Consider the following 26,172-nt stretch of genomic DNA (forward strand, 5'->3'; position numbering starts at 1 on the left):
CCCGTGCATAGAACACGGGACCATGGGGGGGAAGAGAAACCGGAGAGAAACTCCTCGCCCTTTTGCACTTAGAAGCCGTAGCGCAGGCCGACATTGACACTGAACGCGTCGATGTCGTCTTCGACCGTGCCAGTCAGGGCTCCGTTGGGGGCCAGCCGCTCGGACGAGACGTCGAAGGCGCGGGAATAGCGGGTGTCCAGAGTCAGTGCGACGTTCGCGTTGATCTCGTAGGCGACACCGGCGATGACCTGTGCGGCGAAGTTTGTGTCGCTGTCATCCAGTGCCACGCCCGGACCATAAGCGAAATCCAAATCGGAATAGGTGGCACCCAGACCCAACCCGACATAGGGGGTGAAGGCTCCGGCCTGTTTGAAATCGACCAGCACATTGGCAAACAGCGAGGTCTGCGTGACGTCGCCCGAGATGTTGCCTTCGGCGCCCGGGCCATTGCCCGAGAAGTTCACGCCGTCCACGTCACTGTCGCGGTAAGACAGTTCCAGTTCGACCCGTGTGCCGATCCGGTCGTTGGACCATCGCGGAATTTCGGTCCCGACCGCGATCCCCAGCCCGTATCCTGCGTCGAATTCCGTATCCACCGACTGCGGCGACCCGTTAACCGTGCCGCTGAAGTCGCTGTCCTGCAGCTGGCTGTACCCGGCGAAGCCCTGAATATACAGGCCGTCCGACAGACTTTGCGCGGCCAGTGCCGATGCGCTGACCGTCAGGGCCGCCGAGGCCAAAATGAGACGCGTAACCATATCCATGTCCTTTGTTCCGTAGTTGGTATGGCGCAAATGTGGGCGAGCCAGGCAGGAAGGAAAGGCGCGGGGCCATCACTTCGTTTCACAGGTTTTTGGGGCTGTGTGAGTGAATAAATTCGCTACTGGTACGGAGTTGCAGCCAGTTGGGTCAGGGTGCTGAATTGGACCCGTCGGCCCTGTGTTTGACCAACGGTTCGGACAGCAGCTCGTCTATGAAAAAGCTGAGCAACTGTAGCCGTCCCGCGACGCCCGCCTTGCGATAGACTGCGGCGCTTTGGGCTTTGATCGTGCCCTCTTTGGTCTGCCGCAATTGGGCGATTTCCGCGATCGACAGCCCTTTGATCGATAACAGGGCAACGTCGCGTTCGGCTTCGCTGAGGTTCCAGTCGCTGAATTGGGCATCAATGAGCTGCGCAAACGCGCCCTGCGCCACGCTCAGCTGCCGCTGCATCTGACTTACGCGCCTGTTCTGCGACCGGATCAGTGCGACGGTCGCAGCAAGGCCAGCGATCAGGGCCAGTGCCAGAGCCAGTTCAAAACTGTGCAGGTGGCGAAAGCCTGCGCTTTCCCCGCCGGTCCAGTCCAGCACTGCGTCGGTCATGAAAAAGGCGGCGCAGACGGCCTGCACCACCAAAAGGAGCCAAAGCAGCGACGTTTGAGAAAGCTTCATACGGCCCCTGTGAAATCATTCGATCAGTCGTCGTCCTTTTCAAGTTCTATGGCGGTGATCACGCCGTCGCTCTCGGACAGGACCAGTTCAGTCTCCACGCCATCCTTGATGAGTTCAACCTCGATTTCGCCGTCTTCGAACTCGATTTCTTCGATCTGGTAGCCTTGCCCTTCCAGCGCCGTGCGGATGTCGGCCTCTGTGGTGCCCAGTTTGTCACCCAGCCCGACATTGGCCAGGGCAAGAACGGGCGCAGTTGCGATCAACCCGGTCAGGGTCAGCAGTTTCAAGGTTTCCATATCGCATCTCCTTTTTGCGTTGTGGCGATGCGATTGAGCTGGGGGCGGGGCGAGGGTGTTGCGATTGGCTTTTGGTTGAATTGGCGGGGATTGAACCAAAGTTTATGCGGCAGATCAGGCCTCGCCGAAATCCACCAGAACCGGCGCAGTATCATAGATTATCCGAACAGACTTGAACTGGCTCTGATCTTCGGTCAGTTCAAACAGGTCCACGCATTCGATTGTTTCGGGGTGCCCATCCCTTATGGTGCGGGTGTAGTCGAAATGCACGGCCATCTGCGGCGCGCCGGACGTGTCGGTAAAGGTGTTCTTGTGCACGATCGAGCGGTCGCGCGTGATTTGCATCACGTTGGTGTAAAAATCCCTGGCCGGTTGCTTTCCTGAAATCGGCGAGGTTGCCGTCGCATCCTCGGCAAACAGGCCCAGCATCGCGGACAAATCGCCGCTTTCGATGGCCTGCAGGTATTGCCGTGCCAGATCATCAATTCGGTCTTTGCCGGTCATCGTCGTCCTTTCAGTCCATTCAAAGACATTCTAGCACAAAAAAGGCCCCGGCGTTTCCACCGGGGCCTTCGTTAGTTGAAAAGAGGGCAGATTACTCCGCGCTTTCCTCTTTCTTTTCTTTCTTCTCAGGAACGATCTCTTCGCCGGTTTCCTGATCGACCACTTTCATCGACAGGCGGACCTTGCCGCGATCGTCAAAGCCCAGCAACTTGACCTTAACTTCCTGACCTTCTTTCAGAACATCCGACGGATGGTTCAGGCGGCGGTTTTCGATCTGGGACACGTGGACCAGGCCGTCGCGCTTGCCAAAGAAGTTCACGAAGGCACCGAAGTCGACGATCTTGACCACTTTACCGGTGTAGATCTGACCTTCTTCCGGCTCGGCCACGATTGAATAGATCATGTCATAGGCCTTCTGGATCGATTCACCATCCGGCGAGGCGATCTTGATGACGCCGTCGTCGTTGATGTCGACCTTGGCACCCGAAACCTCGACGATCTCGCGGATGACCTTACCGCCCGAGCCGATCACTTCGCGGATCTTGTCGGTCGGGATGTTCATGGTCTCGATGCGCGGGGCGTGGACCGAGAATTCGTTGGTCTCGGACAGGGCTTTGCCCATCTCACCCAGGATGTGCATCCGGCCGTCCTTAGCTTGCGCCAGGGCTTTCTCCATGATCTCGGGCGTGATGCCCGCGACCTTGATGTCCATCTGCAGCGAGGTGATGCCGTTTTCGGTACCCGCAACCTTGAAGTCCATGTCGCCCAGGTGGTCTTCGTCACCCAGAATGTCCGACAGGATGGCGTATTCGCCGTCATCTTCCAGGATCAGGCCCATGGCCACACCGGCAACCGGCGCCTTCAGCGGAACGCCTGCATCCATCATTGACAGAGAGCCGCCGCAGACAGATGCCATCGAGGACGAGCCGTTGGATTCAGTGATCTCCGACACGATGCGGATCGTATAGGGGAAGTCGGTTGCCGCAGGCAGAACCGCCTGCAGGGCGCGCCATGCCAGCTTGCCGTGGCCGATCTCACGACGGCCGGGGCCACCTACGCGGCCAACTTCACCCACCGAATACGGAGGGAAGTTGTAGTGCAGCAGGAAGTTCGATTTGAAGTTGCCATGCAGCGCGTCGATGAACTGTTCGTCGTCACCGGTGCCCAGCGTGGTTACGGCCAGAGCCTGCGTTTCACCACGGGTGAACAGGGCGGAACCGTGCGTACGGGGCAGCATCGAGGTTTCTGCAACGATCGAACGGATATCGGTGGTCGAACGACCGTCGATCCGCTTGCCGCCCTTGACGACGTCGCCGCGCAGAATGCCAGCTTCCAGCTTTTTCATTGCGGAACCGAGGTTGCCGTCTTCCAGCTGCTCTTCGGTCAGCGCTTCTTTGATCGCTTCACGGGCAGCGGCAACAGCGGCGGTGCGCTCTTGCTTGTCGGTGATTGCGAACGCGGCGCGCATCTGCTCTTCACCGGCGGCCTTAACGGCAGCGGACAGCTCGGAGTAATCCGGTGCCTGGAAGTCGAACGGCTCTTTCGCGGCTTCTTCGGCCAGCGAGATGATCAGGTCGATAACCGGCTGGATCTGCTCATGTGCGAAGTTCACCGCGCCCAGCATTTCCGCTTCGGACAGCTCGTAGGCTTCCGATTCAACCATCATCACGGCGTCTTTGGTACCGGCAACAACCAGATCCAGACGCTGTTCAGGGTTCAGGCGCAGGTCCTGCATGTCGTCGACGGTCGGGTTCAGAACGTATTCACCGTCCTCGAAACCGACGCGGGCACCGGCGATCGGGCCGCGGAACGGCGCGCCCGAGATGGTCAGTGCAGCCGAGGCAGCAATCATCGCGACGATGTCGGGGTCGTTGACCAGATCGTGGCTCAGCACGGTGCACATCACCAGAACTTCGTTCTTGAAGCCATCAACGAACAGCGGGCGGATCGGACGGTCGATCAGACGCGCGGTCAGCGTCTCTTTCTCGGTCGGGCGCGCCTCGCGCTTGAAGAAGCCACCCGGAACCTTACCGGCGGCATAGTATTTTTCCTGATAGTGGACGGTCAGCGGGAAAAAGTCCTGACCCGGCTTTTGAGCCCGTGCAAAGGTCACGTTCGCCATGACGCTGGTCTCACCCAGTGTGGCGATCACGCTGCCGTCGGCCTGACGGGCAACCTTGCCGGTTTCCAGTGTGAGCGTCTCTTCGCCCCACTGCATAGATTTCTTCGTTACATCAAACATATGCGTATCCTAGATGGGAGCACTCCCGCCCCTGCGGGTCTCCCGTTTGCATGGCGGCCCCATTGCCGCCGACCCCATTTTAGCTTTCGTCTGAGTGCCGGGGTCAGGGCACAACGTCTCAGATACCCGCGCGCATACATTAGAATGGGTTGGAAGGAAAGCGAAACCGGACGAAGCGACGGTACTCGACGGATATTTGCCGCTGCAGGCCGCGCCAAGCCGCAATCCAGCCTGCGTCTGGTCGAACTGGGTCCGAGTTCTGCATACGTATTGTGTAAATTGAATGCGTTTTGTAAAAAAGTGGTTGCAGTGTAGGCTGTTACCATTGAACCCGCGGTCGAAAGGACGGAAACGCGCCAGGGAGTAGAACACTCATATCCGTCGGCCGCCCGAATACCTTGGCGTTTGCAATTGGCGAACGGAGGGGCTTCGAATGGCTCAAGGCAAGAAAATGCTGGATCCGGATCCACGGATCTATGATTTCGAAACAGAATACGAACTGGGGCAGGACAATGTCCGCCCGTTCGGTCTGGACATCCACAATCCGGTCTTCCTGATATCCAGTATCCTGATCTTTGCCTTCGTTCTGATCGCATTGGCCAATCAGGAAGCTGCGGCGTCGTTTTTTGGCTGGCTCCGGCCTTGGCTGACCAGCACGTTTGACTGGTTCCTGGTCTTGTCCGTTGACGCAATCACCCTGTTCTGTCTGGTGTTGATCATCCTGCCGGTTGGCAAGGTCCGGATTGGTGGCAAGGATGCCAAGCCCGACTATTCCTATGCCGGTTGGATCGCGATGATGTTCGCGGCCGGTATCGGCATCGGTCTGCTGTTCTTTGGCGTGATGGAGCCGGTTTACTACAACTTTGCCGAAGACGGGAACGCGCGCCCCTTGGGCATCGATATCGCGGTTCCCGGCAATGAGTATATCGGCATCGTCGGTACCATCCACCATTGGGGCCTTGAAGGCTGGGCGGTGTATGCCGCCGTTGGCCTGAGCCTCGCAATCTTCAGCTATAACCTTGGTTTGCCATTGACCTTGCGGTCGGCCTTTTACCCGATTTTGGGCGAGCGTGTCTGGGGTTGGTGGGGCCATATCATTGATACGCTGGCGGTGTTCGCCACGCTGTTTGGTCTAACCACGTCCCTTGGTCTTGGCGCACAACAGGTTGCTGCCGGTTTGAACGAAGTGTTTGGCATCGAACCCAGTCCGACCGTCGTCGTTCTGCTGATCATCGGCATCACCATGATCGCGTTGGGCTCGGTCCTTATGGGTATGGACGCAGGTGTGAAACGGCTGAGTGAGATCAACATGATCATGGCCGTGGGCCTGTTTATCTTTGTGATCGTGGTGACGGGTGTCGGCACCGCCATTGCGCGGTATTTCAACGTGATGGTGGATTACGTGTTCCACCTCCCCTCGTTGTCGAACCCATTCGGACGAGAAGACAGCAGCTATTTCCACGGTTGGACAACCTTCTATTGGGCGTGGTGGATCGCATGGTCGCCCTTTGTGGGCATGTTTATCGCCCGTATCTCAAAGGGCCGCACAGTGCGTGAGTTCGTGATCTGCGCCTTGCTGGCCCCGACGGCGGTCTGCGCCCTTTGGATGTCGACCTTTGGCGGTGCAGCCATCGATATGCTTAACGCGGGCGGAGCCGAAGGTGTCCGGGCCACGGTGATCGACAGCTATGCCCCCGAGGGCGCGCTGTTCGGGTTCCTGAAAGAGCTTCCGCTTTACGGCATCATCGCCCCCATCGCGCTGATCCTGATCGTGGTGTTCTTTGTCACCTCGTCGGATTCAGGCTCGCTGGTGATCGACACCATCACCGCAGGCGGCAAGATGGACGCCCCGGTGATCCAGCGCGTGTTCTGGTGCACGCTCGAGGGCCTCGTCGCTATCGCCTTGCTGTTGGGAGGTGGCCTGTCAGCCCTGCAAGGTGCGGCGGTATCGACCGGCATTCCATTTACGCTGGTGGTTCTGATGATGTGCTACTGCCTGTGGCTGGCGCTGAAATCGGAAAAGTCGAAGATGTAATTCATCCTTAGGGAAAGCAAACGCCCGCCATTTGGCGGGCGTTTTTTTGTCTGACCATCAGGTTGGTCCGCAGGCTTTAGAATTTGCCGTTGTCATGCGCCACATCAGCAGGAATGGGCGAAACGACATCCCAATGTTCAACGATTTTCCCGTCTTCAACCCGCCACAGATCGAAGAACGCCCAGGGCTCACCGCCCATGGTGGCATCGGTTGCCACAAACACGAAATTGCCCTCGGCAACGGCGAATTGCGGTTCGAACTTGGTGATTACCATACCCTGCGCGGCAAAGGCCTCGATCGCGGCCATCAGCCCCGACAATCCGTCGTCGATCGAGGGGTTGTGCTGCATGTAAACTTCGGGGTCCATGTAATTTGTGACGTTCTCGGGTGCAGCACCCCCCAAAACGTCGCGTACGAAACCCAGGACCAACTCCTTGTTTTCCTGCGTCTTGTCGCGGTCGTTGATCTCGGTCGGCCCATCCGTCATGCCGCGCCCGGATGCTGTGGTTTCGGGGATGGGCTGCAGATTATCCCAGTGTTCAACAACCTTTCCGTCTTGCACGCGGAAAATGTCAAAAGCCGCCAGCGAGGACGCGCCAAACGCATCGGCATTGTCATAGGTGTTGTGCAACACGACCATGTCGCCCTCGACAATCACGCGATGGGTTGTGGCGGTCATGCCGGACTGTGCGACCAGCGGGATCAGCCCCATCAGCCCGTCGGCCCCGGTCGGAACCTGAGGGTTGTGCTGAACATAGTCGGCCGTCACCAGCTGGCGTGCGGCGTCGGGATCATGTTCGATGAAGGCGGCCGAGAATAGGGCGAGGACAAGCTCTTTCGGGGTCATGGGTCAGTTCCTGATGATTCGAGTTGTGGCAATAGTAAGTATTAAAAACGCACCACATATCAATTACGCACTTTGAGATCACATGGTTACTTCAAGGATACTTTGTTGAAAAACAGGTGGTTGAATTGCGTTCCAAAAGTATTATGATCGTTTCAAGTATCTAAACTGCACCAGAGGCTGACATGCTCCCTATCGGCGTCAACAGCAAAGCCGAAGCGTCAAACTGTTCGATCCGTTCGGTTCTGTCCAACGTGACCGGCAAGTGGCGCATGATCATTATTCTCGCGCTGGAAGACGAACCGAAGCGATTTGGAGAGCTGAAACGCTGTATCGGTGACGTGACGCAACGGGTGCTGACGGAAAACCTGCGCGGGCTGCAACGCGATGGCTACCTGACGCGGACGGTCGACCCCGGCCCGCCCGTTGCGGTATCCTACGCGCTGACACCTTTGGGCCGTGGTTTGCTGGCTCTGCTCAAGCCGCTTGTCTACTGGTCCCATGAGCAAATGGATGAGGTTAAGACCGCGCGCATGGAGTATGAACGCGCTCAGACAGACTGAGGCCTCATGACACCATTTACAGGCTTGTGAAATGGGTCCGTTCTGTCATCCGGGCATAAAAAACGCCCGCCAAATTGGCGGGCGTCAAACCGAAAACCGGTTTCAATCTAGTGCAAAAAGTGCTTAGCGGCGGATGCCCAGCTTTTTGATCAGGTCCTGATAGCGTGCTTCTTCCTTGCCCTTCAGGTAGTCCAGCAGTTTACGGCGCTGGGCGACCATTTTCAGCAGACCGCGACGACCGTGGTTGTCTTTCTTGTGGGTCTTGAAGTGCTCGGTCAGGGTGTTGATGCGCGAGGTCAGGATGGCAACCTGTACTTCAGGCGAACCGGTGTCGCCCTCTTTGGTGCCGAATTCTTTCATTACGCGTGCTTTTTCAACGGCAGTGATCGACATCGGGGTCTCCTTTAAAGGTTAGAGTTGATGGCGCAGGCCGGGATGTCGTCCAGCGCAGGCCCATGGAGAGAACCGCACCGATTCCGATGCGGATGCGCGCGTATATGCGCATTTTGGGCAAATGGCAAAGGGATTCTGTCGGATCAGCCCAGCGCGGTCAGCTGCGCCAGCTCGGCCTCGGTGATCAACTGAATGTCGTCGGCGGTCAAGCCCTCGGCCCCCAGCAGCTGCGCCACGTCCTGCCCGTCGACCAGCACATGGGAAAGATTTTCGTTCTGGGCATCGGTCTCGATTCGGATATCGGGGTCTTCGGCACCATCCCAGGACACGAACAGCTTGTCCTGACCGGGTTGGAAATCCATCACTGTCACGGTCTCATCCTCGGTCTCGGAGCCAAGGATGATGTCATCGGCGCCATCGCCGCCAGTGACGATATCCCCGCTGTCGGCCAGGATCATGTCCTCACCGGCACCGCCATTCAGAAAGTCAGTGACCTGTTCGCCCTCACCATCGTCGCCGTTCAGGATGTCATCGCCGTCCCCGCCGAACAGAACATCCTCACCCGCGCCGCCGCGCAGAGTGTCGTCGCCATAGCCGCCATGCAGCGCGTCATCGCCTTCGCCGCCGTCCAGCGTGTCATCGTCTTGACCGCCATGCAGCGTATCGTCGCCCTTACCGCCGTCCAGCTGATCCGCGCCGAAATGACCATAGAGCTCATCGTCGCCGTCATCCCCTTTCAGCAGGTCATCGCCGCCCTCACCGTGGAGAGTGTCGTCGTCGTCCCCGCCTGAGACGGTATCCGCACCTTCGCCCCCGTGCAGCACGTCACTGCCCGCGCCGCCAAAGATCGCGTCATCTGCGCCGAAACCGTTGATTTGGTCGACGCCGTCCTGCCCGGTCAGGACATCTGCATCCTCGGTCCCGGCAATGATCAGATCGCCCTGGAATTCCGATATGATGGTCCCGGTCGACGGGTCGGGGTCTTCGGGCTTGGCGGTTTCGTCCACTTCACCGATTTCGTCTGGGGTCGAGGGGCCTTCGACGTTGTCATCAATCTCGAGGAAATTGCCCTCGGTCACCTCGTCGATCTGGTCTTCGGAGATTTCGTCCTCTTCAGGCTCGTCCTCGGGTTCGAAAACGTCGCTCATGGCATAGGCGGCGCCACCGACTGCGGCCAGTCCAAGCAAACCGATCAGAAACATGGGAACCCTCCGTGAACGCACTGGTCCGAGGGTAAATGTCTCATGCGATCAGTTACTTGGTCAAAGCCGGACTGATCTTGTGGTTAACCTTTTGTCACCACGCTTCGGGCTGCTGGGTGTAGGCGATATAGAGCGGATGTTTCGGGTGCCCGTCCTTGGTCAGCCCCAGATGAAACAGCGGCTGGCCGGTGCCACGCAGCAGGGTTTCGACCGCCGGGCCGCGGTTGAGATGCGCGCCGTGGGTGCCCCAGGCAGCGATGACCTGATCGGCCCATTCAACACCACCCAGAATCGCCGCGTCATTTGCGGGCCCCACCGGATCAGTCGCGGCGCGCATCTTGCGCGGGTCGGTGTCGCGCCAGGCAAAGATGTTGGTCACCTGAAATGCCCCAAATCCCAGCGCCCGTGCGCGTCGTTCGCAGCGTTCCACCGTGGGGTCATTCTGCACCTCGGTTGCGGTCGAGGGGTTCAGCATCACGAACAGCGCCTTGCTCCCTTCAGGGTCCCAGACGCGGGTCAGGCTATAGCGGTACTTTTCGCAGTCGGAATAGATGGCGGTCGAGGGCGCATCGCCCTTTGTGTGGGAACGGGTGATCATGCCACCCGCCTAACACGCCGTTCAGGCGACGAACACCCGGCTGGGATGCAATTCACCGGATTTATAGATGCCTACGGCGACCGCCTTGCCATCCAGCGAGGCCCAGGCTTCGTCACCGTATTCCACGTCCGAGGCCAGCACCATGCCCGGGTTGCCATTGCGCAGGCGGGTGGCGCCTTCGGGAGTGCATTTCAGCTCGGGCAGGTCGGCGAGGCCGGTTTCCAGCGGATGCAGATACTCGTCCAGCGCAGTGGTCTTGGCCATCTCGTCGATCTGTTCGATAGACAGACCATCTTCTACCTCGAACGGGCCGGACCAGATGCGGCGCAGTTCCCGCACGTGGCCGTGGCATCCCAGTGCCGCGCCCAGGTCGCGTGCGATCGAGCGGACATAGCCGCCTTTGCCGCAGGTCATCTCCAGCACGACGTGGTCCTCGTCGGGGCGGTCGACCAGAATCAGCTCCTCGACCCAGAGAGGCCGGGCGGACAGTTCTACGTCCTCGCCATCGCGGGCCAGTTTATACGCGCGCTGCCCATCGATCTTCACGGCCGAAAACTTGGGCGGCACCTGCATAATGTCACCCAGAAACGGGGCCAAAGCCTGCTTGATATCGTCGTCCGAGGGGCGCGCATCGCTTTCCGCAATCACCTCGCCCTCGGCATCGTCCGTGTTGGTGGCCTGCCCCAGACGAACAGTGAAGGTGTAAGCTTTCAACGCATCGGTGATGTAGGGAACGGTCTTGGTCGCCTCACCCAAAGCCACGGCCAGAACGCCGGTTGCTTCGGGGTCCAGCGTGCCTGCGTGGCCCGCTTTCTTGGCGTCCATCGCCCAACGCACCTTGTTGACCACGGCGGTCGAGGTCATGCCCGCAGGCTTGTCCACTACCAGCCAGCCGGAAATGTCGCGGCCCTTGCGTTTGCGTCCCATGCTTCACCTAGATTCTTGCCGAGGCGCGCGAGTTAGCGGATCACCCTGCCGCTGTCAATTTGTGGGCACGTCTTCGACTACACCCACGATCGGCCCCAGCGAGAACCCAATATCGGAACGGTTGCTCGCCCGTTCGTACATCCGGGAAATATTGCCGTCGAGAAACAGCGCGTTCGGAGTTTTCAGAACATCCCGGAACAGGCTGCCGAATTCGTGAAAGGTGACATAGTCGTCCGAGATCGCAAAAACCGTGCGCGTGCCATCCGCGCTGGTTCCCACCCCGTTGCGCACATAGAGCGAGGTCGAATCGGGCAGGAAGCGCGGGTGCAATTCTCCGTCGATCACCAGCATCGGGCCGGATTGGGTGGCAAAGCGGCAGCCGGGCGTCTGGTCGAGATAGTCCAGCGTCTCAAACACATCGGCGCGACCTTCCCGGATGCAGAACACGCCGTTGGGCAGCAGACCGAAATTGCCAGGGCCCGCATTCGGGATCACCCGCATCTGCTCCTGACCCTCTTCGACATAGTGGCCCACCGGAGAACGGTCGTCGTGATACATGCCAGCGTTCATTGCAAAGGCCAGCCGTTTGCCGCCGGGGGCCAGCGCCTCGTTCACCGAGGAGAAATGCCCAAGCAGATCGCCGTTTTCATCGTTCAGGAACAGGCGCAGGTCTTCGGAGGCGGCATCCACCTCGCAGATGGTGTACCGCTTGTCCTCATGGGTCAGCTTTTCACAGGTGACCGCAGAGGCTTGCGCCGCCCAAAGGACCGCGCCCAAAGTGGCCAATGCGCGGATCACTCGTCCAGATCGCGGCGCACCGCGTCCTGTTCGAACATGCGGCGGGTGTCGTCCAGACGGTCAAACGTGTCATCCAGCCGGAACCGCAGATCGGGCGAGAATTTCAGGTTCAGTTTCTTGCCGATCACGCGCCGCAGCTCACCCTTGTTGCGGGCCAGCAGTTCGATCACGTCTTCCTGGCCCTGGCCACCCAATGGCAGCACATAGGCGGTGGCGATTTTCAGATCGGGCGAGGTGCGCACCTCACCCACGGTGATCGACATGCGGTTCAGGTCAGGGTCGTGGACATCTCCGCGCGCCAGAACCTCAGACAGGGTGCGGCGGATGAGTTCGCCGACGCGCAGCTGTCGTTGGGACGGGCCGGGGCCATCGTGGAATTTGTTCTTTGCCATTCCCCCGATCTAAGCGCAAAGCAGGGCTTTGCCAAGCGGGCGCGAACGGGTTAGGAGGCTTTGAGCCGACAAACGCGAAAGGACCAGCGCAATGACCCATATTCCGGGGATCGTCATCACAGGGGCTTCGGGCCGTATGGGGCAGATGCTGATCAAGACCGTGACGGACAGCGATCAGGCGCGTCTGGTCGGTGTGGTCGAACGTGCAGGCCATGACTGGATCGGTCAGGACGTGGGCGAGGCGATGGGTGGTCAGGCACTGGGCGTCAAAGTCACCGATGACCCGCTGGAGGCGTTTGCGCAGGCGCAGGCGGTGATCGACTTCACCGCGCCCGAGGCGACGCTGGAATTTGCCGCTCTGGCCGCGCAGGCGCGTTGCGTGCATGTAATCGGCACCACCGGCATGACGGATGAGCAGATCGCGGCGCTGGAGCCGGCCTCGCGCCACGCGGTGATCGTGCGGGCCGGAAACATGAGCCTTGGTGTCAACCTGCTGGTGCAACTGACCAAAAAGGTCGCCGCTGCGCTGGATGAGGATTTCGATATCGAGGTGATCGAAGGCCACCATCACCACAAGGTCGATGCGCCCTCGGGTACCGCGCTGATGCTGGGCGAGGCCGCTGCCGAGGGGCGCGGCGTCAATCTGGCGGACGTATCCGACCGCGGCCGCGATGGCATCACCGGCGCACGTCAACGCGGCAATATCGGCTTTCACGCCATTCGCGGTGGCGACATCGTGGGTGAACACGACGTGCTATTTGCGGCCCCCGGAGAACGCATCGTGCTGCGCCATCTGGCCACCGACCGCGCCATCTTTGCCCGCGGCGCGCTGAAAGCCGCGCTATGGGGGCAGGGCAAGGCGCCCGGTCAGTATGACATGGTGGATGTGCTGGGGCTTTAAGCCCCGTCACTTGAACGCAGTCAATCCGGGCGGTTCTGCGCCGTCCTGTTCGACTTGTGCGAACAATGCGCCCAGCCGCTGATCCCATGCAGGGAACTGTGCTGTCACCGCATAGGTCAGGCGCTCGGCCCCGATGGAAATTCCTAACGGGGCTGCTTCACCACTAATCACGATCTCACCGATTTCGGTCCAGTTGTCCGTTGGGGGATAGGTCGTGGGTGCGGATTCTTTCATATCGCCGAGGCGGTAATAGACGCCCATTGTCACGATGTAGTCTTCGCCAAACGGATCGGGAAAGAAAAAGCCTGAGGCATCGCGGGCCGCCAAGGCTTCGGCCTCGTCTCGCAGCAAGACTTTTTCCGCAAAAGGCAGGCCCATCTCGTCCAACACCGGGCGCATGTCGTCGGATTGCGGCACGCTGACAAAGGCGATGCGGGACGGGTCGAGGCCGAACCCTTCGGTCAATAGGCGCATCATCAGACGGGTCGTGGCCTGACCATCGGCATTTGCGGGGTGACAGCCGACCTCGTGGAACAGGGGCAGCACGTCCGGGCGGTGTTGCTCGTCCACATCTGCTACCCGCGCCAAGGGCTGGATGACAAAGGCATTGGACGGCAGGGCGGACTGATCGAAATCGTGCCGCAGCCCACCGTTATACTCTGCGTCCCCCGATACAATCGACAGCGGTTCGGATTCAGTGAACCCAAGCTCCGCGAATAACGCTTTCAGGCGCGTGATCGTCTCGCTAAAGCCCTGTTCGAACGCCTCATTCTGGTCTGCCGCCGCAAGCGAGACGCGCGGCAGCAGCGTTCCGACTGTTGCCGCGGTTCCCAACTGGACAACTTTACGTCTGTTCAGTCCCATCTGATGGCTCCCGTACCCTTTGGACGTGGGTCGAGCGTAACACAGATGTCGGCAGCAAGGGTTAAGGGATTCTGAAAGCGGTATCAGAGGTCCCTGATCTTGTCCGCCCGCAACGGGCAGGCGAGGTAGACACCGAATTCCTTGCCGATATCCGCGCTGACCCGCGCATGGACCGCGCCCTGACGGTCAAGGAAGCGCTGATTGTCCTCAACGGGGAAAATCCCCTCATGCCAGATGCCGGGATGGATATAGAGCCCGCGCGAGCCGTCGCACCAGAAGGCCACCACCTTGTCGGGGGTCAGGTTGTCCCCAGGCAAGGCAGCGGGGATGATGAAGGGCCTGTTGTCCAGCGGCCAGAACATCTGCCCGCCATCGGGGTGATAGTTCATATGCCACAGCAAAACCTGATCGCGGGGTGCGGTCTGGCTTTCCGCCTGTGCCTGTTGCGGATCGGTGGACCAGCCCAGGACATAGTGGCCGTTCACCGCTTCGTTCCGGCCATAGAGCACATCGCCCTTCCACTCGCCGTGGAACGTGCCCTCGACCCAGCCGCCTTCGTCGCCAGTCCCTTCGTCAATGGGCCGCCAGCCTTGCTGCGGCCAGCGGGTGATTTCGATCTCGAAGGTTTCGGGGTCATCGACCAGACAGCCATAGCCCTTGACCGATGCTTCGGTGGCGCGGATCAGCGGGACCTCGTGCCAAGGCAGCGAGGGTTTGGTGCTGGCTTCAAAAATGTATTCTGGAGCGTTCATGACGTAACCAAATGTTTGTCGACCATGCGCTGCACCATTGGTGCGAAATGGACAAAGTCGGGTGTTTCCATATCAGCGCGCTTACCCGCCTCGTCCAGATAGCGGACCTGAATGATCTCTTTCAGGTTCGGGTTGGCCTCGAATTCAGCCACTTCCTCAGCGCTCATCGGGCCGCCCTGCAGTTCCAGCGTGTGGACCGAGGCATCGGACAGGCGGTTGAAGTATTCGGGCTTGGTGGCGCAGAGATACCGCTTGGCCGCCACGTGGTAACGGCAGCAATCGGTGATGACCGAGGGGAAGAACTGTTCCAAAACCGCCGCGCCCGCATCCTCGTGATGGCGGTCTTCGGTGTCGTCGGGGTGATAGGTGCCGAACTCGGACGTGAAATGGCCGATGTCGTGCAGCAGCGCGCCAACGATGATTTCCTCGGGCATCCCGTTCTGTTCGGCGATGGTGGCGCCTTGCAGCATGTGTTCAGCCATGGTGACGGGTTCGCCCAGATATTCCTCTCCACCGCGGCGGGTGAAGATGTCGCCAATGAAAGCGACGATATTGTCCCGGTTCAGGGTCGAAAAATCCGGTTTCATTCCGCCGCCTCCGGTTGTGCCATGTCCATTGCCGCCAGTGTCGACAGCAGCCCGTCCTTGTCGGCGTAACAGCCCTGCAACCAGCGCGAGCCCGCACCGGAATAGCCCAGCCGTGCGTGCAGAACACGAGTGTTGTCGACGATAAAGCTTTCACCCGGTTCCAGCTTGAACGATACGCCCATCGCGGGGTCGTCGATGATCTCGCCCAACTGGCGATAGGCGGCGTAATAGGCCTCCATCCGGTCAAACGGGATATCGACCAGCGGTGCGGTCGAGCGGTTGTTGAAGCGAATGCCGACCAGCTCTCCGTCCGGAGACAGTTCGATCATCGGACGACGGGACCGCAGGCAAACCCCGTCCGAGCCTTTGTATTCGAACCGCGCCGGGTAACCCGCCAGCAGGGCAAAACCTTCGGGGTTCTGTTCGCGAAGTTTCTCGGCGGCGCGAAAACCGTCGACCACGATCGAGTCGCCGCCCTCGGCACTGTTTTCCAAGCAATAGAGGATCTGTAGCGTCGGTACCGGATCGCGATAGGGGTTGTCGGTGTGGGCCTGCAAACCCAGCCCGGTATAGGCGAGATTGGTCGGGTTCACCTCGGTCCGGACCTCGAAATAGGGGCCGTAATTGGTCTGACGGACATAGCCGAACAGATCGGCCACTTTCAGAAGCGACTCTGGTTCGGTCGGGCCGTTTGTCAGCTTGGCAAAGCCGAACTCGGCCACGGCAGCCAGCCAGTCGCGCTTGGCGGAGGGGTTGGCGTGCACCGCGTCCCAATCTGCGCTGGGCGCATCGATGCCACGTTCCCATGTGGTGATGCCGGGGGCGATGCGACCGATGTCTTGCGCCGCGTCACGGTCATAGATGTGATCGGCCAGCCAAGCGGCGGGGAAGATTGCGGTTTTGTCTTCGGGCTGGAAGGTGACGCTCAGATCGCCGTTCAGAACCTCGGCGGCGCTGATAGAAATGTCAGCGGGAATGTCGCCGATGGTGATCAGGCGTTGGCCGTTGCCCGGCGCGCGGGTCTCGGGGTCCAGCGCGTTGTCGCGCAGCCAGATGGCGTGAAAACGGGCCTGGGTGCCGGTGTCAAATTCGACGGTCACGACCAAGGCGTCATGGGTGGCGATGCGCAGCATGGGGGTCTCCTGTTCAGCGCGGCTTTGCTTGAGGAAATACGCGTCCCGTGGCATTACGACAATTAATCCTTATTGCTGCTGAGGCTTGGAAAAACTAATGGCTAAGAAAAAGATCGGATTGCCGCCGCTGGACTGGTTGCGCGTGTTCGAAGCGGCCGGGCGGTTGGGTGGATTTTCCGCCGCCGCGAAGGAGTTCGGCCTGACGCAGGCAGCCGTCAGCCAGCGAATTGCAAATCTTGAAACGTGGCTGGGTCGCACGCTGTTCGTGCGCGAGGCGCGGGGCGTGTCGCTGACGGTCGAGGGCGAAAGCTATCTGCCGCTGGTTCAGGACAGTTTGCAGGCGTTGGAGCGCAACACCGAGGATCTGTTCGGCAAATCCCCGCGTGAGCTGCGTGTCGCGGGCCTGTCGTCCCATATCTATGCGCTGGTTCTGCCCTGCCTGCCCGTGTTTCTTGAGATGCGTCCCAAGGTGCAGGTCCTGACGGATTCCGTGGCACGCCGGTCTTCGCTGGATGAGGAAAAGACATGGCTGCAAATTCGTTACGGCCGTGGCACCTGGCCGGGGCGAGAGGCCGCCTTGATCGCGCAAGAGGTTCTGGTGCCGATGGCTGCGCCCGGCGTTGGGTGGGGTGCGCCTCTGGTTGATCAGCGTGGCGAACGTCCGGGATGGCGCGACTGGGCTGCGGCTGCGGGGATGGATGACCTGCCGCCCGCTCGGGTCAGCTTTGATTCAATGGGCCACGCGATTGCGGCGGCCCGGCAGGGGATGGGGGTGGTTCTGGGCTCGGTGCCGTTGGCGTCAGGGCAATTGCGCTGCGGGCAATTGTGCAGGCTGGACCTGCCGAAGCTGGAAACGCGCGAAGGCTATTGGCTGACCTGGCCCGAGGATCGGGTGCGGTCAAAGAAACAGCGCGCGTTGATTGATGATTTTCTGCAGGCGCTGCGGGGGTGACGATCAGAAGTCGATCGCGATGCCCTTCTTCTCCCAATCGCCATAACGGGCCGGGTCGGGACCATCGCGCCCGCCCAACTCCTTGGGCATCTCTTTTGCCTCAGCCTCGGCCTTTTTGCGGCGCTCTTCGGCCTCGGCCAGCGCGCGTTGGGCGGCAGGGGGCAGGTCTTTGCGGTCGTCGCTCATGACATCGGGTTCCTTTCCGTGCAGGGTCTTGATATACGCCCCCGTCCGCAGTTGGCAATGCGGGCGAGGGTCACATCAAAGGCGGTTCCATGTCCGACAACGCAACAGCGGCGCGACGCAGCGCGATCTATCTGCTGGATCAGATTCTGGGGGAAGGCCGGTTGCTGTCCGAATGTCTGGCCGCAGGTGCGCTGGATAGGCTGGATCCCGAGGACCGTGCGCGGGCGCAGCGGCTGACGCTGGAAACCCTGCGCGGCCTCGAACGCGCCGACCGTCTGCTGGACAACCACCTGAACCGGACGCCCGCGCTGACCGTGCACAACGCCCTGCGCCTCGGCGCGGTCGAGCTGTGCCACGGAGAGGCTGCGCATGGTGTGGTCAATTCCATGGTCGAAATCGTCGGTCGGTCGCGTAAGCATGGCCGTCTCAAGGGCCTAGTGAACGCGGTGCTGCGCAAAGTGGCCGCGGAAGGGCCCGAGGCGTGGCCCAAGATGCGGGTGCCGCGTTTGCCGGAATGGCTGCGCGATCCGCTGATCATGGCGTGGGGTGCTGAGGCCATCGCGGGCATGGAGCAGGCCCATTTCGCCGGTGCACCGCTGGATATTACCGTAAAACCGGGCGCGAGTGGGCCAGGAGACGCCCTGCCGACCGGGTCGCTGCGGGTGCAGGATGCGGGGCAGGTCTCGACCTTGCCGGGGTTCAACGCAGGTGATTGGTGGGTGCAGGACGCGGCGGCGGCGTTGCCGGTGCAAGTATTGGCGCCGAAGGCGGGGGAAACCGTGCTGGACCTTTGCGCCGCGCCGGGGGGGAAGACTCTGCAACTGGCCGCAGCCGGGGCCAAAGTCACTGCGCTGGATATTTCGGACACGCGGCTGGAGCGGGTTCGCGAGAACCTCAAACGCACAGGTCTGAAAGCCAACGTCATTGCGGGCGACGCGTTGGAGCATCAGGGCCAGTACGACGCCATCCTGCTGGATGCGCCCTGTTCCGCCACCGGAACCATCCGCCGCCACCCGGACTTGCCCTTTGCCAAAGATGGATCGGAATTCGGCGGGCTGATCGAGCTGCAGGCGCAAATGCTGGCCCATGCCTGGACGCTGCTGAAACCCGGCGGGCGGCTGGTCTATTGCACCTGTTCCCTGCTGCCCGATGAGGGCGAGGTTCAGATCGAAGAGGCGTTGGACCAGTATCCCGACATGGCAGTGGATCGCGATGCGCTTACTATCGCCGGGGTCGACCCGAGCTGGATCACCGAGGAGGGCGGCCTGCGTCTGCGGCCCGACTATTGGGCGGATCGCGGCGGAATGGACGGGTTCTACATGGCCTGCCTGAACAAATCCGCCTGACACGACGCTTTTCGGTGACTTGACGATCCGTGCGGTCTATCGTTGGGTCTCAAGCGCCAGCAGAGCGCAAGAGGCAGAGTAACGAGCGTCATGTCAAACTCAGATACCATGACCAACCGATGGGCGCGGTTCCAGAACCGTCTCTATGCGCGGCTCAGCCAGCGGCGCAAGGCGGTCGGCGGGTTTGTGTCCGAGCCCGAGCCCCGAACTGTAGGGTCCTTCGCGCGCGGGCGGCAGCTGGTGGCGGGCAATCTGCTGTTTGCCGGATATCTGGTCGAGGCGCAGGATACCAACCTTTGGGATGTCACCGCGCCAAGCACCGGGTTTGACAATGAACGACACGGGTTTGCCTGGCTGGACGATCTGGCTGCGGTCGGCGACACGCGTGCCCGCGAAAAGGCGCAGCGCTGGGTCTGGGGCTGGATTGAGGCGCACGGTCGCGGGCAGGGGCCCGGATGGGCGCCCGATCTGACCGGCCGGCGGGCGATGCGCTGGATCAACCACGCGACGTTTCTGCTGCGCGGGATGGATGAGGCGCAGACCAAAGCCTTCTTCCACGCGTTGGCGCAGCAGACATGGTTCCTGTCCAAGCGCTGGCACGCTGCCACACCGGGGCTTCCCCGGTTCGAGGCATTGGCCGGGCTGGTACAGGCGGGGCTTGCCCTGAAAGGGTTGGAGCAGATGGCCGATCCGGCGCTGCGTGCGCTGGCCAAGGAATGTGAAAAACAGATCGACGCGCAGGGCGGTATTTCCACCCGCAACCCCGAAGAGCTGCTGGACGTGTTTACCCTGCTGTCCTGGACCTCGGCCGCGCTGGGCGATCTGGGGCGCGGGACACCGGCCGCGCAGGCCGATGCGATCAAGCGGATGGCGCCTACGCTGCGCAGCCTGCGCCATTCCGACGGTGCGCTGGCCCGGTTTCACGGTGGCGGGCGCGGGGTCGAAGGGCGGCTGGATCAGGCGCTGGCCCAAAGCGGTGTTCGACCGCAGCACGCGAATGGGCTGGCGATGGGGTTTTCCCGGCTCTATGCCGCGCGGACCAGCGTGATCGTGGATGCAGGCGTGCCACCCAAAGGGGCCGCGTCCCTGAATGCCCATGCCTCGACCCTCGCGTTCGAGCTGACCTCGGGTCGGCGGCCCTTGATCGTGAATTGCGGCTCGGGCGAAAGCTTCGGATCGGAATGGCGGCGGGCAGGCCGCGCGACGCCGTCGCATTCAACCCTGTGCCTGGATGGCTATTCCAGCGCCCGGTTGGCCCCGGCGGGGAATGGCGGCGAAAACGAGGCGCTGGTCGATGCACCGCAGGAAGTGCCGGTCGACTTCGAAGACGCGTTCGAGGGTTTGCGCTTTATGGTCGGGCATGACGGTTACACCAAGACCTTCGGCCTGACCCATGCCCGCACGTTCGAGCTGCGCTTTGACGGGCGCGAGCTTACGGGCGAGGATATTCTGCTGACTGCCACCGACAAGGCCAAGCGGCAGTTCGACAAGGCGATGGACGCCTCGGGCCTCAAGGGTATTCGCTATGACGTCCGGTTTCACCTGCATCCGGATGTGGATGCGGCTATCGATTTGGGCGGCGCGGCGGTGTCGATGGCGCTCAAAAGCGGTGAGATCTGGGTTTTCCGTCACGACGGCGTTGCAAAATTGACCGTCGAACCAAGCGTTTATCTTGAAAAAGGCCGATTAAAGCCCCGCGCGACAAAACAGATCGTTCTATCCGGGCGCGCAATGGAGTATGCGACCCGCATCCAGTGGACGTTGAGCAAGGCACAGGATACAGCCTATGCCGTGCGCGACCTGCACCGGGACGAGCCCGAGTTTGACTGACGCCAAAAGGACCTTTGGACCCATGACCGACCTTCACCCCGTGCGCCGCGCGTTGCTTTCCGTATCCGACAAGACCGGATTGATCGAACTGGGACAGGCGCTGTCCGAGCGCGGGGTCGAGCTGCTGTCGACCGGCGGCACCGCAAAGGCGCTGCGTGATGCCGGGCTTGCGGTTAAGGATGTCAGCGAAGTGACCGGCTTCCCCGAGATGATGGATGGCCGCGTGAAGACCCTGCATCCGATGGTGCATGGCGGTCTGCTGGCGCTGCGCGACAACGACACCCACGTTGCCGCGATGACCGAGCATGGCATCGGCGCGATCGATCTGCTGGTGGTGAACCTCTACCCGTTCGAGGCGACGGTGGCCAAAGGCGCCGACTACGATGAATGCGTCGAGAATATCGACATCGGCGGTCCGGCGATGATCCGTGCAGCGGCCAAGAACCATGCGTTCGTCAACGTGGTTGTGGACGTTGAAGATTATGAAAAACTGCTGGGCGACATGGACCAGCACAACGGCGCAACCTGCCCGAAATTCCGCCGCAAGCTGGCGCAAAAGGCCTATGCCCGCACCGCCGCCTATGACACCGCCGTGTCCAACTGGCTGGCCGACGCGCTGGAGCTTGAGGCCCCGAAACGCCGCGCCTTTGCCGGCGAGCTGAAGCAGACCCTGCGCTATGGCGAGAACAGCCACCAGTCGGCGGCCTTTTACACCGATGGCACCAACCGCCCCGGCGTGGCGACCGCCGTGCAGCATCAGGGCAAGGAGCTGAGCTACAACAACATCAACGACACCGATGCGGCGTTTGAGCTGGTGGCCGAGTTCGACCCGGCACAAGGCGCGGCCTGTGCCATCATCAAACACGCCAACCCCTGCGGTGTGGCCAAAGGCGCGACTCTGTTGGAGGCCTACAAAGCCGCCTTCGACTGCGACCGTACCTCGGCCTTTGGTGGCATCGTGGCGCTGAACCAGCCGCTGGACGCTGAAACCGCGCAGGAAATCACCGGTATCTTCACCGAGGTCGTGATCGCCCCCGGCGCATCGGACGAGGCCAAGGCGATCTTTGCCGCCAAGAAAAACCTGCGCCTGCTGACCACCGAAGGTCTGCCGGATGTGACTGCAGGCGGCAAAACCGTGCGTCAGGTGGCCGGTGGCCTGCTGGTACAGGACAAGGACAATGGCTTTGTCGGCATGGATGACCTGAAAGTGGTCACCAAGAAGGCCCCAACCGAGGAGCAGATGCTCGACCTGCTGTTTGCGTGGAAAGTGGCGAAGCACGTCAAGTCCAACGCCATCGTCTACGTCAAGGACGGTGCGACCGTGGGCGTGGGTGCGGGCCAGATGAGCCGCGTCGACTCGGCCCTGATCGCAGCCAAGAAAGCCGAACGCATGGCTGATACGCTGGGCTTGGCCCAACCGCTGACTATCGGTTCGGCCGTGGCATCGGACGCGTTCTTCCCCTTCCCCGACGGTCTGATGGAGGCCGCCGAGGCCGGTGCCACCTGCGTTATTCAACCCGGTGGCTCGATGCGTGATGATGAGGTGATCGCGGCAGCGGATGCGGCCGGTCTGGCCATGGTCTTCACCGGCATGCGCCATTTCCGTCACTGATGCGCTATCGCCTTTTGCTCTGGGCCGCGCTGGCTGCGTTTGCGATCGACCAGATCAGCAAGTATCTGGTCGTTCACGTGATGCGCGTGGCCGAGGGCAATATCGACATCCTCCCCCCCTTGCTGGTGTTCAAATACGGCGAGAATCGGGGCATCAATTTCGGTCTGTTCCAGGGTGATACCGACGCTGCCCGCTGGGTGCTGATCGGTATTTCCCTTGCCATCTCGATCGGCGTGCTGATCTGGCTGATGCGCACTACCCCGTCCAAGCTGATGTTGTTCTGCGGCGGGTTGCTGATCGGCGGGGCGCTGGCAAATGTGCTGGACCGGGTGATCTATGGCTATGTTCTGGATTTCCTGAACATGTCCTGCTGCGGCATCAACAACCCGTTTGTGTTCAATCTGGCCGACGTGTTCATTTTTGCAGGCGCCATCGGGCTTGTACTGTTCGAGGGCAAAAAGCCCTCGTGACGCGCCGGGCGATATGCGATACAAGCGCCTGAAACTGGCTGGAGACTCTGATGCGGTTGCCGCGTTCCATACTTGCTGTGACATTGGCCTTTGCGGTTGCGGGATGTTCCGATATCGGTCTGCGCCACCTTGAGGCACCGGGTCAGGGGCCGGATGAATTCTCGGTCATGCCGGTGGAACCGCTGACCCAGCCCAAGGATTACAAATTCCTGCCTGCCCCTACGCCGGGTGGGACAAACCTGACCGACCCGAACCCGAAGGCGGATGCAATTGTGGCACTGGGCGGCAGTGAGGCGGCGTTGAATCCGAATACTGCCATCCCGTCCACCGATGCGGCGCTGGTAACAGCCTCCAGCCGCTATGGCGTGCCGTCCAACACGCGGCAGGTGGTTGACGCCGAGGATGCCGAATTCCGCAGAAAGCAGGGCCGCCTGACCCGTCTGCGCCTGTTCAAGGTGGACCGCTATTCGCAGGTATACGACCGTCAGGCGCTTGATGCCGATGCGCAGAACGAAGCGGCGCGGCGCGCAGGGATCGAGACGCCATCGGCGCCTCCGGCGGATGAATAAATCTTAACTTTCCGTCATCGGCCTTGAACCTGCGCTGCACCACCGTAGTTTGAACACCATTGAACGAAACGGAGGACGCCCCATGGTTCGGGCTCTGGCATTATCTGCCGCCCTTGTTGCCGCCACCCCCTTAATTGCCAAAGAGGGGCACGAGGCGGTCACAACCTTCACGCTGGATAACGGCATGGATGTCGTCGTGGTCGAAGATCACCGCGCGCCGGTCGTGCAGCATATGGTCTGGTATCGGGCCGGGTCTGCGGATGAGCCGGTCGGCTCGTCCGGTGTGGCGCATTTCCTGGAACACTTGCTGTTCAAGGGCACCGATACGCTGGCTCCGGGTGAGTTTTCAGCCACGGTTGCGGCCAATGGCGGCAATGACAATGCGTTTACGTCCTATGACTACACCGCCTATTACCAACGCGTCGCCGCCGACCGGCTCGAGCTGATGATGCGGATGGAGGCGGACCGGATGCGCAACATCCGCCTGAGCGAAGAGGACATTGTCACCGAACGCGACGTGATCCTTGAGGAACGCAACCAGCGCACAGACAATAGCCCCCGCGCCCTGTTTGGCGAGCAGATGAGCGCGTCGCAATACCTCAACCATCGCTATGGCGTGCCGATCATCGGCTGGCGGCACGAGATGGAGACGCTGGACATGGAGGACGCGCTGTCCTTCTACCAGACCCATTACGCGCCCAATAATGCCATTCTGGTGGTAACCGGCGATGTGGAGCCGGATGCGGTCAAGGAATTGGCCGAACAGTATTACGGTGTCATCCCCGCCAATCCGGAGCTGCCCGAACGGGTGCGCTCGCAAGAGCCGCCGCAAACCGCCGAACGCCGCCTGACCTTCAAGGATGCGCGTGTGTCGCAGCCCTATGTGCAGCGCAGTTATCTGGCACCTGAACGCGATCCGGGTGAGCAGGAGAAAGCCGCGGCGCTGTTCTTGCTGGCCGAGTTGCTGGGTGGCAGCACCACGTCCTATCTGAACGAAAAGCTGCAGTTCGAGCAGCAAATGGTCGTCTATGCCGGGGCCTTCTACCGCGGTGTCTCTCTGGACGACACGACCTTTGATCTGCTGGTTGTTCCGGCGCAGGGCGTTTCGCTGCAAGAGGCCGAGGACGCGATGGATCAGGCGGTGGCCGATTTCATCACTGAGGGTGTGAACGAAGAAGACCTTGACCGGATCAAGATGCAGTTGCGCGCGGCCCAGACCTATGCCCGTGACAACGTGGACGGTATCGGCAACCGCTATGGCCGTGCCCTGACCAGCGGTCTGACGGTCGAGGATGTGCAGGCCTGGCCCGATATCCTGCAGGCCGTGACGGGGGATGAGATCATCGCCGCCGCCCGCGAGGTGCTGCAACCCGAGGCGTCGGTCACCGGCTGGCTGATGCGCGACGATGAGGTGACGCAATGAAACGCATATTCGCAACTCTGATCGCTTTCGTCATCGCGCTGCCCGCATGGGCCGAGATCGAGATCGAAGAGGTGACCTCGCCCGGCGGCATCACCGCCTGGCTGGTCGAGGATCACTCGATCCCTTTCACCGCGCTGGAACTGCGCTTTCGCGGCGGCACTTCACTGGACGAGCCCGGCAAGCGTGGGGCCACCTATCTGATGAGCGGCCTGATCGAGGAAGGTGCCGGCGACATGGATGCCCGCACCTATGCGCGCGAGCTGGAATCGCTGGCGGCCTCGTTCAGCTACAACGCGTCTGACGACTCGGTTTCGATTTCGACCCAGTTCCTGACCGAGAACCGCGATGAGGTGATCGACCTGCTGCGCACCACCATTCACGAGCCGCGCTTTGACGAGGACGCGGTGGAACGGGTGAAGGCGCAGATTCTGTCCGGGCTGAGGTCCGATCAGACCGATCCCAACGACATAGCCAGCCGCAATTTCGCGCAGATGGCCTATGGCGACCATCCCTATGGCACCGAGGGCAAGGGCACGATCGAAAGCGTCTCTGCGCTGACCCGCGACGATGTCGTGACCGCTTATGACAATGTCTTTGCCAAAGATCGGCTCTATGTCGGCGCCGTGGGCGATATCACACCCGAGGAACTGGGCGCGCTGTTGGACAAGTTGCTGGCCGATCTGCCTGAGACCGGCAAGCCCATTCCGGACCGCGCCGACGTGACCATCCCCGGCGGGGTCAGCGTGGTTGAATTCGACACGCCCCAATCGGTGACTCTGTTCGGCCACGCGGGCATCGACCGGCATGATCCCGATTTTTTTGCCGCCTTTGTGATGAATCACATTCTGGGCGGTGGCGGGTTCGAAAGCCGCCTGATGCAGGAGGTGCGCGAAAAGCGCGGGCTGACCTATGGTGTGGCGACCTATCTGGTGCCCAAGGATCTGGCTTCGGTCTATCTGGGTTCGGTGTCATCGGGGAATGATCGCATTGCCGAAACGGTCGAGGTGATCCGCAATGAATGGGCCCGTGCCGCGTCCGAAGGCGTGACGCAGAAAGAGCTGGATGATGCCAAGACCTATCTGACCGGGGCCTACCCGCTGCGCTTTGATGGCAACGGGCAGATCGCCGGGATCATGGTCGGGATGCAGATGGATGATCTGCCCATCGACTATATCACCACCCGCAACGACAAGGTGAACGCGGTGACGCTGGAAGACGTGAATCGCGTGGCCAGTGAACTGCTTGACCCCGAAGGGCTGCATTTCACCGTTGTCGGTAAACCCGAAGGTCTGGAAACCACGAATTGATGAAAAGGGGGCTGA

Annotated in this window: 28 protein-coding genes; 11 read left to right on the forward strand and 17 right to left on the reverse strand. The window is 61.1% G+C overall.

Annotated elements, in window-relative coordinates; translation table 11 throughout:
* Positions 1 to 68: 68 nt before the first annotated feature.
* The 5 genes from GOX63_RS12840 to pnp all read right to left on the reverse strand — a co-directional run bounded on the left by GOX63_RS12840 (position 69) and on the right by pnp (position 4,473).
* Entirely contained in the window at positions 69 to 758 is a 690-nt protein-coding gene (locus tag GOX63_RS12840) for an outer membrane protein (RefSeq protein ID WP_170545891.1), read from the reverse strand.
* A 151-nt stretch (positions 759 to 909) separates the two neighbouring features.
* The gene (locus tag GOX63_RS12845; protein ID WP_170545893.1) at positions 910 to 1,431 is read right to left on the reverse strand and encodes a helix-turn-helix transcriptional regulator; all 522 of its coding nucleotides are present in this window, start codon (positions 1,429 to 1,431) and stop codon (positions 910 to 912) included.
* 23 nt (positions 1,432 to 1,454) lie between these two features.
* Positions 1,455 to 1,727 carry a PepSY domain-containing protein gene (locus GOX63_RS12850; protein WP_170545894.1) on the reverse strand — a complete coding sequence of 91 codons (273 nt, stop codon included), beginning with the start codon at positions 1,725 to 1,727 and terminating at the stop codon, positions 1,455 to 1,457.
* Positions 1,728 to 1,841: 114 nt separating this feature from the next.
* Positions 1,842 to 2,231, reverse strand: a complete 390-nt coding sequence (locus tag GOX63_RS12855; RefSeq protein ID WP_170545897.1) for a nuclear transport factor 2 family protein — start codon at positions 2,229 to 2,231, stop codon at positions 1,842 to 1,844.
* A 91-nt stretch (positions 2,232 to 2,322) separates the two neighbouring features.
* Positions 2,323 to 4,473: a polyribonucleotide nucleotidyltransferase gene (gene pnp, locus GOX63_RS12860; RefSeq protein ID WP_170401146.1), complete on the reverse strand. Its 2,151-nt coding sequence runs from the start codon at positions 4,471 to 4,473 to the stop codon at positions 2,323 to 2,325.
* A 433-nt stretch (positions 4,474 to 4,906) separates the two neighbouring features.
* On the opposite strand from pnp, the gene GOX63_RS12865 reads away from it, so the two are divergent.
* On the forward strand, positions 4,907 to 6,508 hold the full coding sequence (locus tag GOX63_RS12865; RefSeq protein ID WP_170326378.1) for a BCCT family transporter: 1,602 nt from the start codon (positions 4,907 to 4,909) through the stop codon (positions 6,506 to 6,508).
* Between the two features lie 76 nt (positions 6,509 to 6,584).
* Here GOX63_RS12865 and GOX63_RS12870 read toward each other — a convergent pair whose 3' ends face one another.
* The gene (locus GOX63_RS12870) at positions 6,585 to 7,355 is read right to left on the reverse strand and encodes a nuclear transport factor 2 family protein (protein WP_170326379.1); all 771 of its coding nucleotides are present in this window, start codon (positions 7,353 to 7,355) and stop codon (positions 6,585 to 6,587) included.
* 182 nt (positions 7,356 to 7,537) lie between these two features.
* Here GOX63_RS12870 and GOX63_RS12875 point away from each other — a divergent pair, with 182 nt between their 5' ends.
* Positions 7,538 to 7,915, forward strand: coding sequence for a winged helix-turn-helix transcriptional regulator (locus tag GOX63_RS12875; RefSeq protein WP_170326380.1), 378 nt, complete (start codon positions 7,538 to 7,540; stop codon positions 7,913 to 7,915).
* Positions 7,916 to 8,038: 123 nt separating this feature from the next.
* On the opposite strand, the gene rpsO is transcribed toward GOX63_RS12875, so the two are convergent.
* The 6 genes from rpsO to rbfA all read right to left on the reverse strand — a co-directional run bounded on the left by rpsO (position 8,039) and on the right by rbfA (position 12,225).
* Entirely contained in the window at positions 8,039 to 8,308 is a 270-nt protein-coding gene (gene rpsO / locus GOX63_RS12880) for a 30S ribosomal protein S15 (protein ID WP_170326381.1), read from the reverse strand.
* 143 nt (positions 8,309 to 8,451) lie between these two features.
* On the reverse strand, positions 8,452 to 9,510 hold the full coding sequence (locus tag GOX63_RS12885; RefSeq protein ID WP_170326382.1) for a calcium-binding protein: 1,059 nt from the start codon (positions 9,508 to 9,510) through the stop codon (positions 8,452 to 8,454).
* A gap of 94 nt (positions 9,511 to 9,604) precedes the next feature.
* Entirely contained in the window at positions 9,605 to 10,108 is a 504-nt protein-coding gene (locus tag GOX63_RS12890) for a DUF1643 domain-containing protein (RefSeq protein WP_170326383.1), read from the reverse strand.
* A 21-nt stretch (positions 10,109 to 10,129) separates the two neighbouring features.
* Complete coding sequence (gene truB, locus GOX63_RS12895) at positions 10,130 to 11,035, reverse strand: tRNA pseudouridine(55) synthase TruB (RefSeq protein ID WP_170326384.1); 906 nt, start codon at positions 11,033 to 11,035, stop codon at positions 10,130 to 10,132.
* A 54-nt stretch (positions 11,036 to 11,089) separates the two neighbouring features.
* Complete coding sequence (locus GOX63_RS12900; RefSeq protein WP_170326385.1) at positions 11,090 to 11,833, reverse strand: phosphodiester glycosidase family protein; 744 nt, start codon at positions 11,831 to 11,833, stop codon at positions 11,090 to 11,092.
* Positions 11,830 to 12,225 (reverse strand): 30S ribosome-binding factor RbfA, encoded by a 396-nt coding sequence (rbfA, locus tag GOX63_RS12905; RefSeq protein WP_170326386.1) that lies wholly within the window; start codon positions 12,223 to 12,225, stop codon positions 11,830 to 11,832. The genes GOX63_RS12900 and rbfA overlap by 4 nt, the downstream gene beginning before the upstream one ends.
* A 91-nt stretch (positions 12,226 to 12,316) precedes the next feature.
* On the opposite strand from rbfA, the gene dapB reads away from it, so the two are divergent.
* On the forward strand, positions 12,317 to 13,126 hold the full coding sequence (gene dapB, locus GOX63_RS12910) for a 4-hydroxy-tetrahydrodipicolinate reductase (RefSeq protein WP_170326387.1): 810 nt from the start codon (positions 12,317 to 12,319) through the stop codon (positions 13,124 to 13,126).
* A gap of 6 nt (positions 13,127 to 13,132) precedes the next feature.
* Here the strand turns inward: dapB and GOX63_RS12915 are convergent, their stop codons facing one another.
* The 4 genes from GOX63_RS12915 to tmpA all read right to left on the reverse strand — a co-directional run bounded on the left by GOX63_RS12915 (position 13,133) and on the right by tmpA (position 16,462).
* The gene (locus tag GOX63_RS12915; RefSeq protein WP_170326388.1) at positions 13,133 to 13,990 is read right to left on the reverse strand and encodes a hypothetical protein; all 858 of its coding nucleotides are present in this window, start codon (positions 13,988 to 13,990) and stop codon (positions 13,133 to 13,135) included.
* Between the two features lie 83 nt (positions 13,991 to 14,073).
* Positions 14,074 to 14,742: an ureidoglycolate lyase gene (locus GOX63_RS12920; protein ID WP_170326389.1), complete on the reverse strand. Its 669-nt coding sequence runs from the start codon at positions 14,740 to 14,742 to the stop codon at positions 14,074 to 14,076.
* Positions 14,739 to 15,329, reverse strand: a complete 591-nt coding sequence (gene tmpB, locus GOX63_RS12925) for a (R)-1-hydroxy-2-trimethylaminoethylphosphonate oxygenase (RefSeq protein WP_170326390.1) — start codon at positions 15,327 to 15,329, stop codon at positions 14,739 to 14,741. Before tmpB ends, GOX63_RS12920 begins: the two co-directional genes overlap by 4 nt.
* Positions 15,326 to 16,462 (reverse strand): 2-trimethylaminoethylphosphonate dioxygenase, encoded by a 1,137-nt coding sequence (tmpA, locus tag GOX63_RS12930; protein ID WP_170545900.1) that lies wholly within the window; start codon positions 16,460 to 16,462, stop codon positions 15,326 to 15,328. Before tmpA ends, tmpB begins: the two co-directional genes overlap by 4 nt.
* 97 nt (positions 16,463 to 16,559) lie before the next feature.
* Here tmpA and GOX63_RS12935 point away from each other — a divergent pair, with 97 nt between their 5' ends.
* Positions 16,560 to 17,414: a LysR family transcriptional regulator gene (locus GOX63_RS12935; protein WP_170545902.1), complete on the forward strand. Its 855-nt coding sequence runs from the start codon at positions 16,560 to 16,562 to the stop codon at positions 17,412 to 17,414.
* 3 nt (positions 17,415 to 17,417) lie between these two features.
* Here the strand turns inward: GOX63_RS12935 and GOX63_RS12940 are convergent, their stop codons facing one another.
* Positions 17,418 to 17,600 (reverse strand): DUF1674 domain-containing protein, encoded by a 183-nt coding sequence (locus GOX63_RS12940; RefSeq protein ID WP_170326393.1) that lies wholly within the window; start codon positions 17,598 to 17,600, stop codon positions 17,418 to 17,420.
* An 89-nt stretch (positions 17,601 to 17,689) separates the two neighbouring features.
* Between GOX63_RS12940 and GOX63_RS12945 the strand changes: the two genes are divergently transcribed.
* From GOX63_RS12945 to GOX63_RS12975, 7 genes are all read left to right on the forward strand, one after another.
* Positions 17,690 to 18,946, forward strand: a complete 1,257-nt coding sequence (locus GOX63_RS12945; RefSeq protein WP_170326394.1) for an RsmB/NOP family class I SAM-dependent RNA methyltransferase — start codon at positions 17,690 to 17,692, stop codon at positions 18,944 to 18,946.
* Positions 18,947 to 19,036: 90 nt separating this feature from the next.
* Entirely contained in the window at positions 19,037 to 20,776 is a 1,740-nt protein-coding gene (locus GOX63_RS12950) for a heparinase II/III family protein (protein ID WP_170326395.1), read from the forward strand.
* Between the two features lie 22 nt (positions 20,777 to 20,798).
* A complete protein-coding gene (gene purH, locus GOX63_RS12955; RefSeq protein WP_170326396.1) occupies positions 20,799 to 22,388 on the forward strand; it encodes a bifunctional phosphoribosylaminoimidazolecarboxamide formyltransferase/IMP cyclohydrolase in 1,590 nt (529 codons plus the stop codon).
* On the forward strand, positions 22,388 to 22,858 hold the full coding sequence (gene lspA / locus GOX63_RS12960; protein WP_170326397.1) for a signal peptidase II: 471 nt from the start codon (positions 22,388 to 22,390) through the stop codon (positions 22,856 to 22,858). The genes purH and lspA overlap by 1 nt, the downstream gene beginning before the upstream one ends.
* Before the next feature lie 50 nt (positions 22,859 to 22,908).
* Positions 22,909 to 23,427 (forward strand): DUF3035 domain-containing protein, encoded by a 519-nt coding sequence (locus GOX63_RS12965; RefSeq protein ID WP_170326398.1) that lies wholly within the window; start codon positions 22,909 to 22,911, stop codon positions 23,425 to 23,427.
* An 82-nt stretch (positions 23,428 to 23,509) separates the two neighbouring features.
* Positions 23,510 to 24,850 carry a M16 family metallopeptidase gene (locus GOX63_RS12970; RefSeq protein WP_170545905.1) on the forward strand — a complete coding sequence of 447 codons (1,341 nt, stop codon included), beginning with the start codon at positions 23,510 to 23,512 and terminating at the stop codon, positions 24,848 to 24,850.
* Positions 24,847 to 26,157, forward strand: a complete 1,311-nt coding sequence (locus tag GOX63_RS12975; RefSeq protein ID WP_170545907.1) for a M16 family metallopeptidase — start codon at positions 24,847 to 24,849, stop codon at positions 26,155 to 26,157. Before GOX63_RS12970 ends, GOX63_RS12975 begins: the two co-directional genes overlap by 4 nt.
* The last annotated feature ends 15 nt before the right edge of the window (positions 26,158 to 26,172 follow it).

Source organism: Ruegeria arenilitoris (assembly GCF_013031355.1).
GTDB lineage: Bacteria > Pseudomonadota > Alphaproteobacteria > Rhodobacterales > Rhodobacteraceae > Ruegeria > Ruegeria arenilitoris_C.

Coding starts and splice junctions, on each gene's coding strand:
- GOX63_RS12840 (WP_170545891.1), bottom strand. CDS start 758: ATGGTTACGCGTCTCATTTTGGCCTCGGCGGCCCTGACGGTCAGCGCA.
- GOX63_RS12845 (WP_170545893.1), bottom strand. CDS start 1,431: ATGAAGCTTTCTCAAACGTCGCTGCTTTGGCTCCTTTTGGTGGTGCAG.
- GOX63_RS12850 (WP_170545894.1), bottom strand. CDS start 1,727: ATGGAAACCTTGAAACTGCTGACCCTGACCGGGTTGATCGCAACTGCG.
- GOX63_RS12855 (WP_170545897.1), bottom strand. CDS start 2,231: ATGACCGGCAAAGACCGAATTGATGATCTGGCACGGCAATACCTGCAG.
- pnp (WP_170401146.1), bottom strand. CDS start 4,473: ATGTTTGATGTAACGAAGAAATCTATGCAGTGGGGCGAAGAGACGCTC.
- GOX63_RS12865 (WP_170326378.1), top strand. CDS start 4,907: ATGGCTCAAGGCAAGAAAATGCTGGATCCGGATCCACGGATCTATGAT.
- GOX63_RS12870 (WP_170326379.1), bottom strand. CDS start 7,355: ATGACCCCGAAAGAGCTTGTCCTCGCCCTATTCTCGGCCGCCTTCATC.
- GOX63_RS12875 (WP_170326380.1), top strand. CDS start 7,538: ATGCTCCCTATCGGCGTCAACAGCAAAGCCGAAGCGTCAAACTGTTCG.
- rpsO (WP_170326381.1), bottom strand. CDS start 8,308: ATGTCGATCACTGCCGTTGAAAAAGCACGCGTAATGAAAGAATTCGGC.
- GOX63_RS12885 (WP_170326382.1), bottom strand. CDS start 9,510: ATGTTTCTGATCGGTTTGCTTGGACTGGCCGCAGTCGGTGGCGCCGCC.
- GOX63_RS12890 (WP_170326383.1), bottom strand. CDS start 10,108: ATGATCACCCGTTCCCACACAAAGGGCGATGCGCCCTCGACCGCCATC.
- truB (WP_170326384.1), bottom strand. CDS start 11,035: ATGGGACGCAAACGCAAGGGCCGCGACATTTCCGGCTGGCTGGTAGTG.
- rbfA (WP_170326386.1), bottom strand. CDS start 12,225: ATGGCAAAGAACAAATTCCACGATGGCCCCGGCCCGTCCCAACGACAG.
- dapB (WP_170326387.1), top strand. CDS start 12,317: ATGACCCATATTCCGGGGATCGTCATCACAGGGGCTTCGGGCCGTATG.
- GOX63_RS12915 (WP_170326388.1), bottom strand. CDS start 13,990: ATGGGACTGAACAGACGTAAAGTTGTCCAGTTGGGAACCGCGGCAACA.
- GOX63_RS12920 (WP_170326389.1), bottom strand. CDS start 14,742: ATGAACGCTCCAGAATACATTTTTGAAGCCAGCACCAAACCCTCGCTG.
- tmpB (WP_170326390.1), bottom strand. CDS start 15,329: ATGAAACCGGATTTTTCGACCCTGAACCGGGACAATATCGTCGCTTTC.
- tmpA (WP_170545900.1), bottom strand. CDS start 16,462: ATGCTGCGCATCGCCACCCATGACGCCTTGGTCGTGACCGTCGAATTT.
- GOX63_RS12935 (WP_170545902.1), top strand. CDS start 16,560: ATGGCTAAGAAAAAGATCGGATTGCCGCCGCTGGACTGGTTGCGCGTG.
- GOX63_RS12940 (WP_170326393.1), bottom strand. CDS start 17,600: ATGAGCGACGACCGCAAAGACCTGCCCCCTGCCGCCCAACGCGCGCTG.
- GOX63_RS12945 (WP_170326394.1), top strand. CDS start 17,690: ATGTCCGACAACGCAACAGCGGCGCGACGCAGCGCGATCTATCTGCTG.
- GOX63_RS12950 (WP_170326395.1), top strand. CDS start 19,037: ATGTCAAACTCAGATACCATGACCAACCGATGGGCGCGGTTCCAGAAC.
- purH (WP_170326396.1), top strand. CDS start 20,799: ATGACCGACCTTCACCCCGTGCGCCGCGCGTTGCTTTCCGTATCCGAC.
- lspA (WP_170326397.1), top strand. CDS start 22,388: ATGCGCTATCGCCTTTTGCTCTGGGCCGCGCTGGCTGCGTTTGCGATC.
- GOX63_RS12965 (WP_170326398.1), top strand. CDS start 22,909: ATGCGGTTGCCGCGTTCCATACTTGCTGTGACATTGGCCTTTGCGGTT.
- GOX63_RS12970 (WP_170545905.1), top strand. CDS start 23,510: ATGGTTCGGGCTCTGGCATTATCTGCCGCCCTTGTTGCCGCCACCCCC.
- GOX63_RS12975 (WP_170545907.1), top strand. CDS start 24,847: ATGAAACGCATATTCGCAACTCTGATCGCTTTCGTCATCGCGCTGCCC.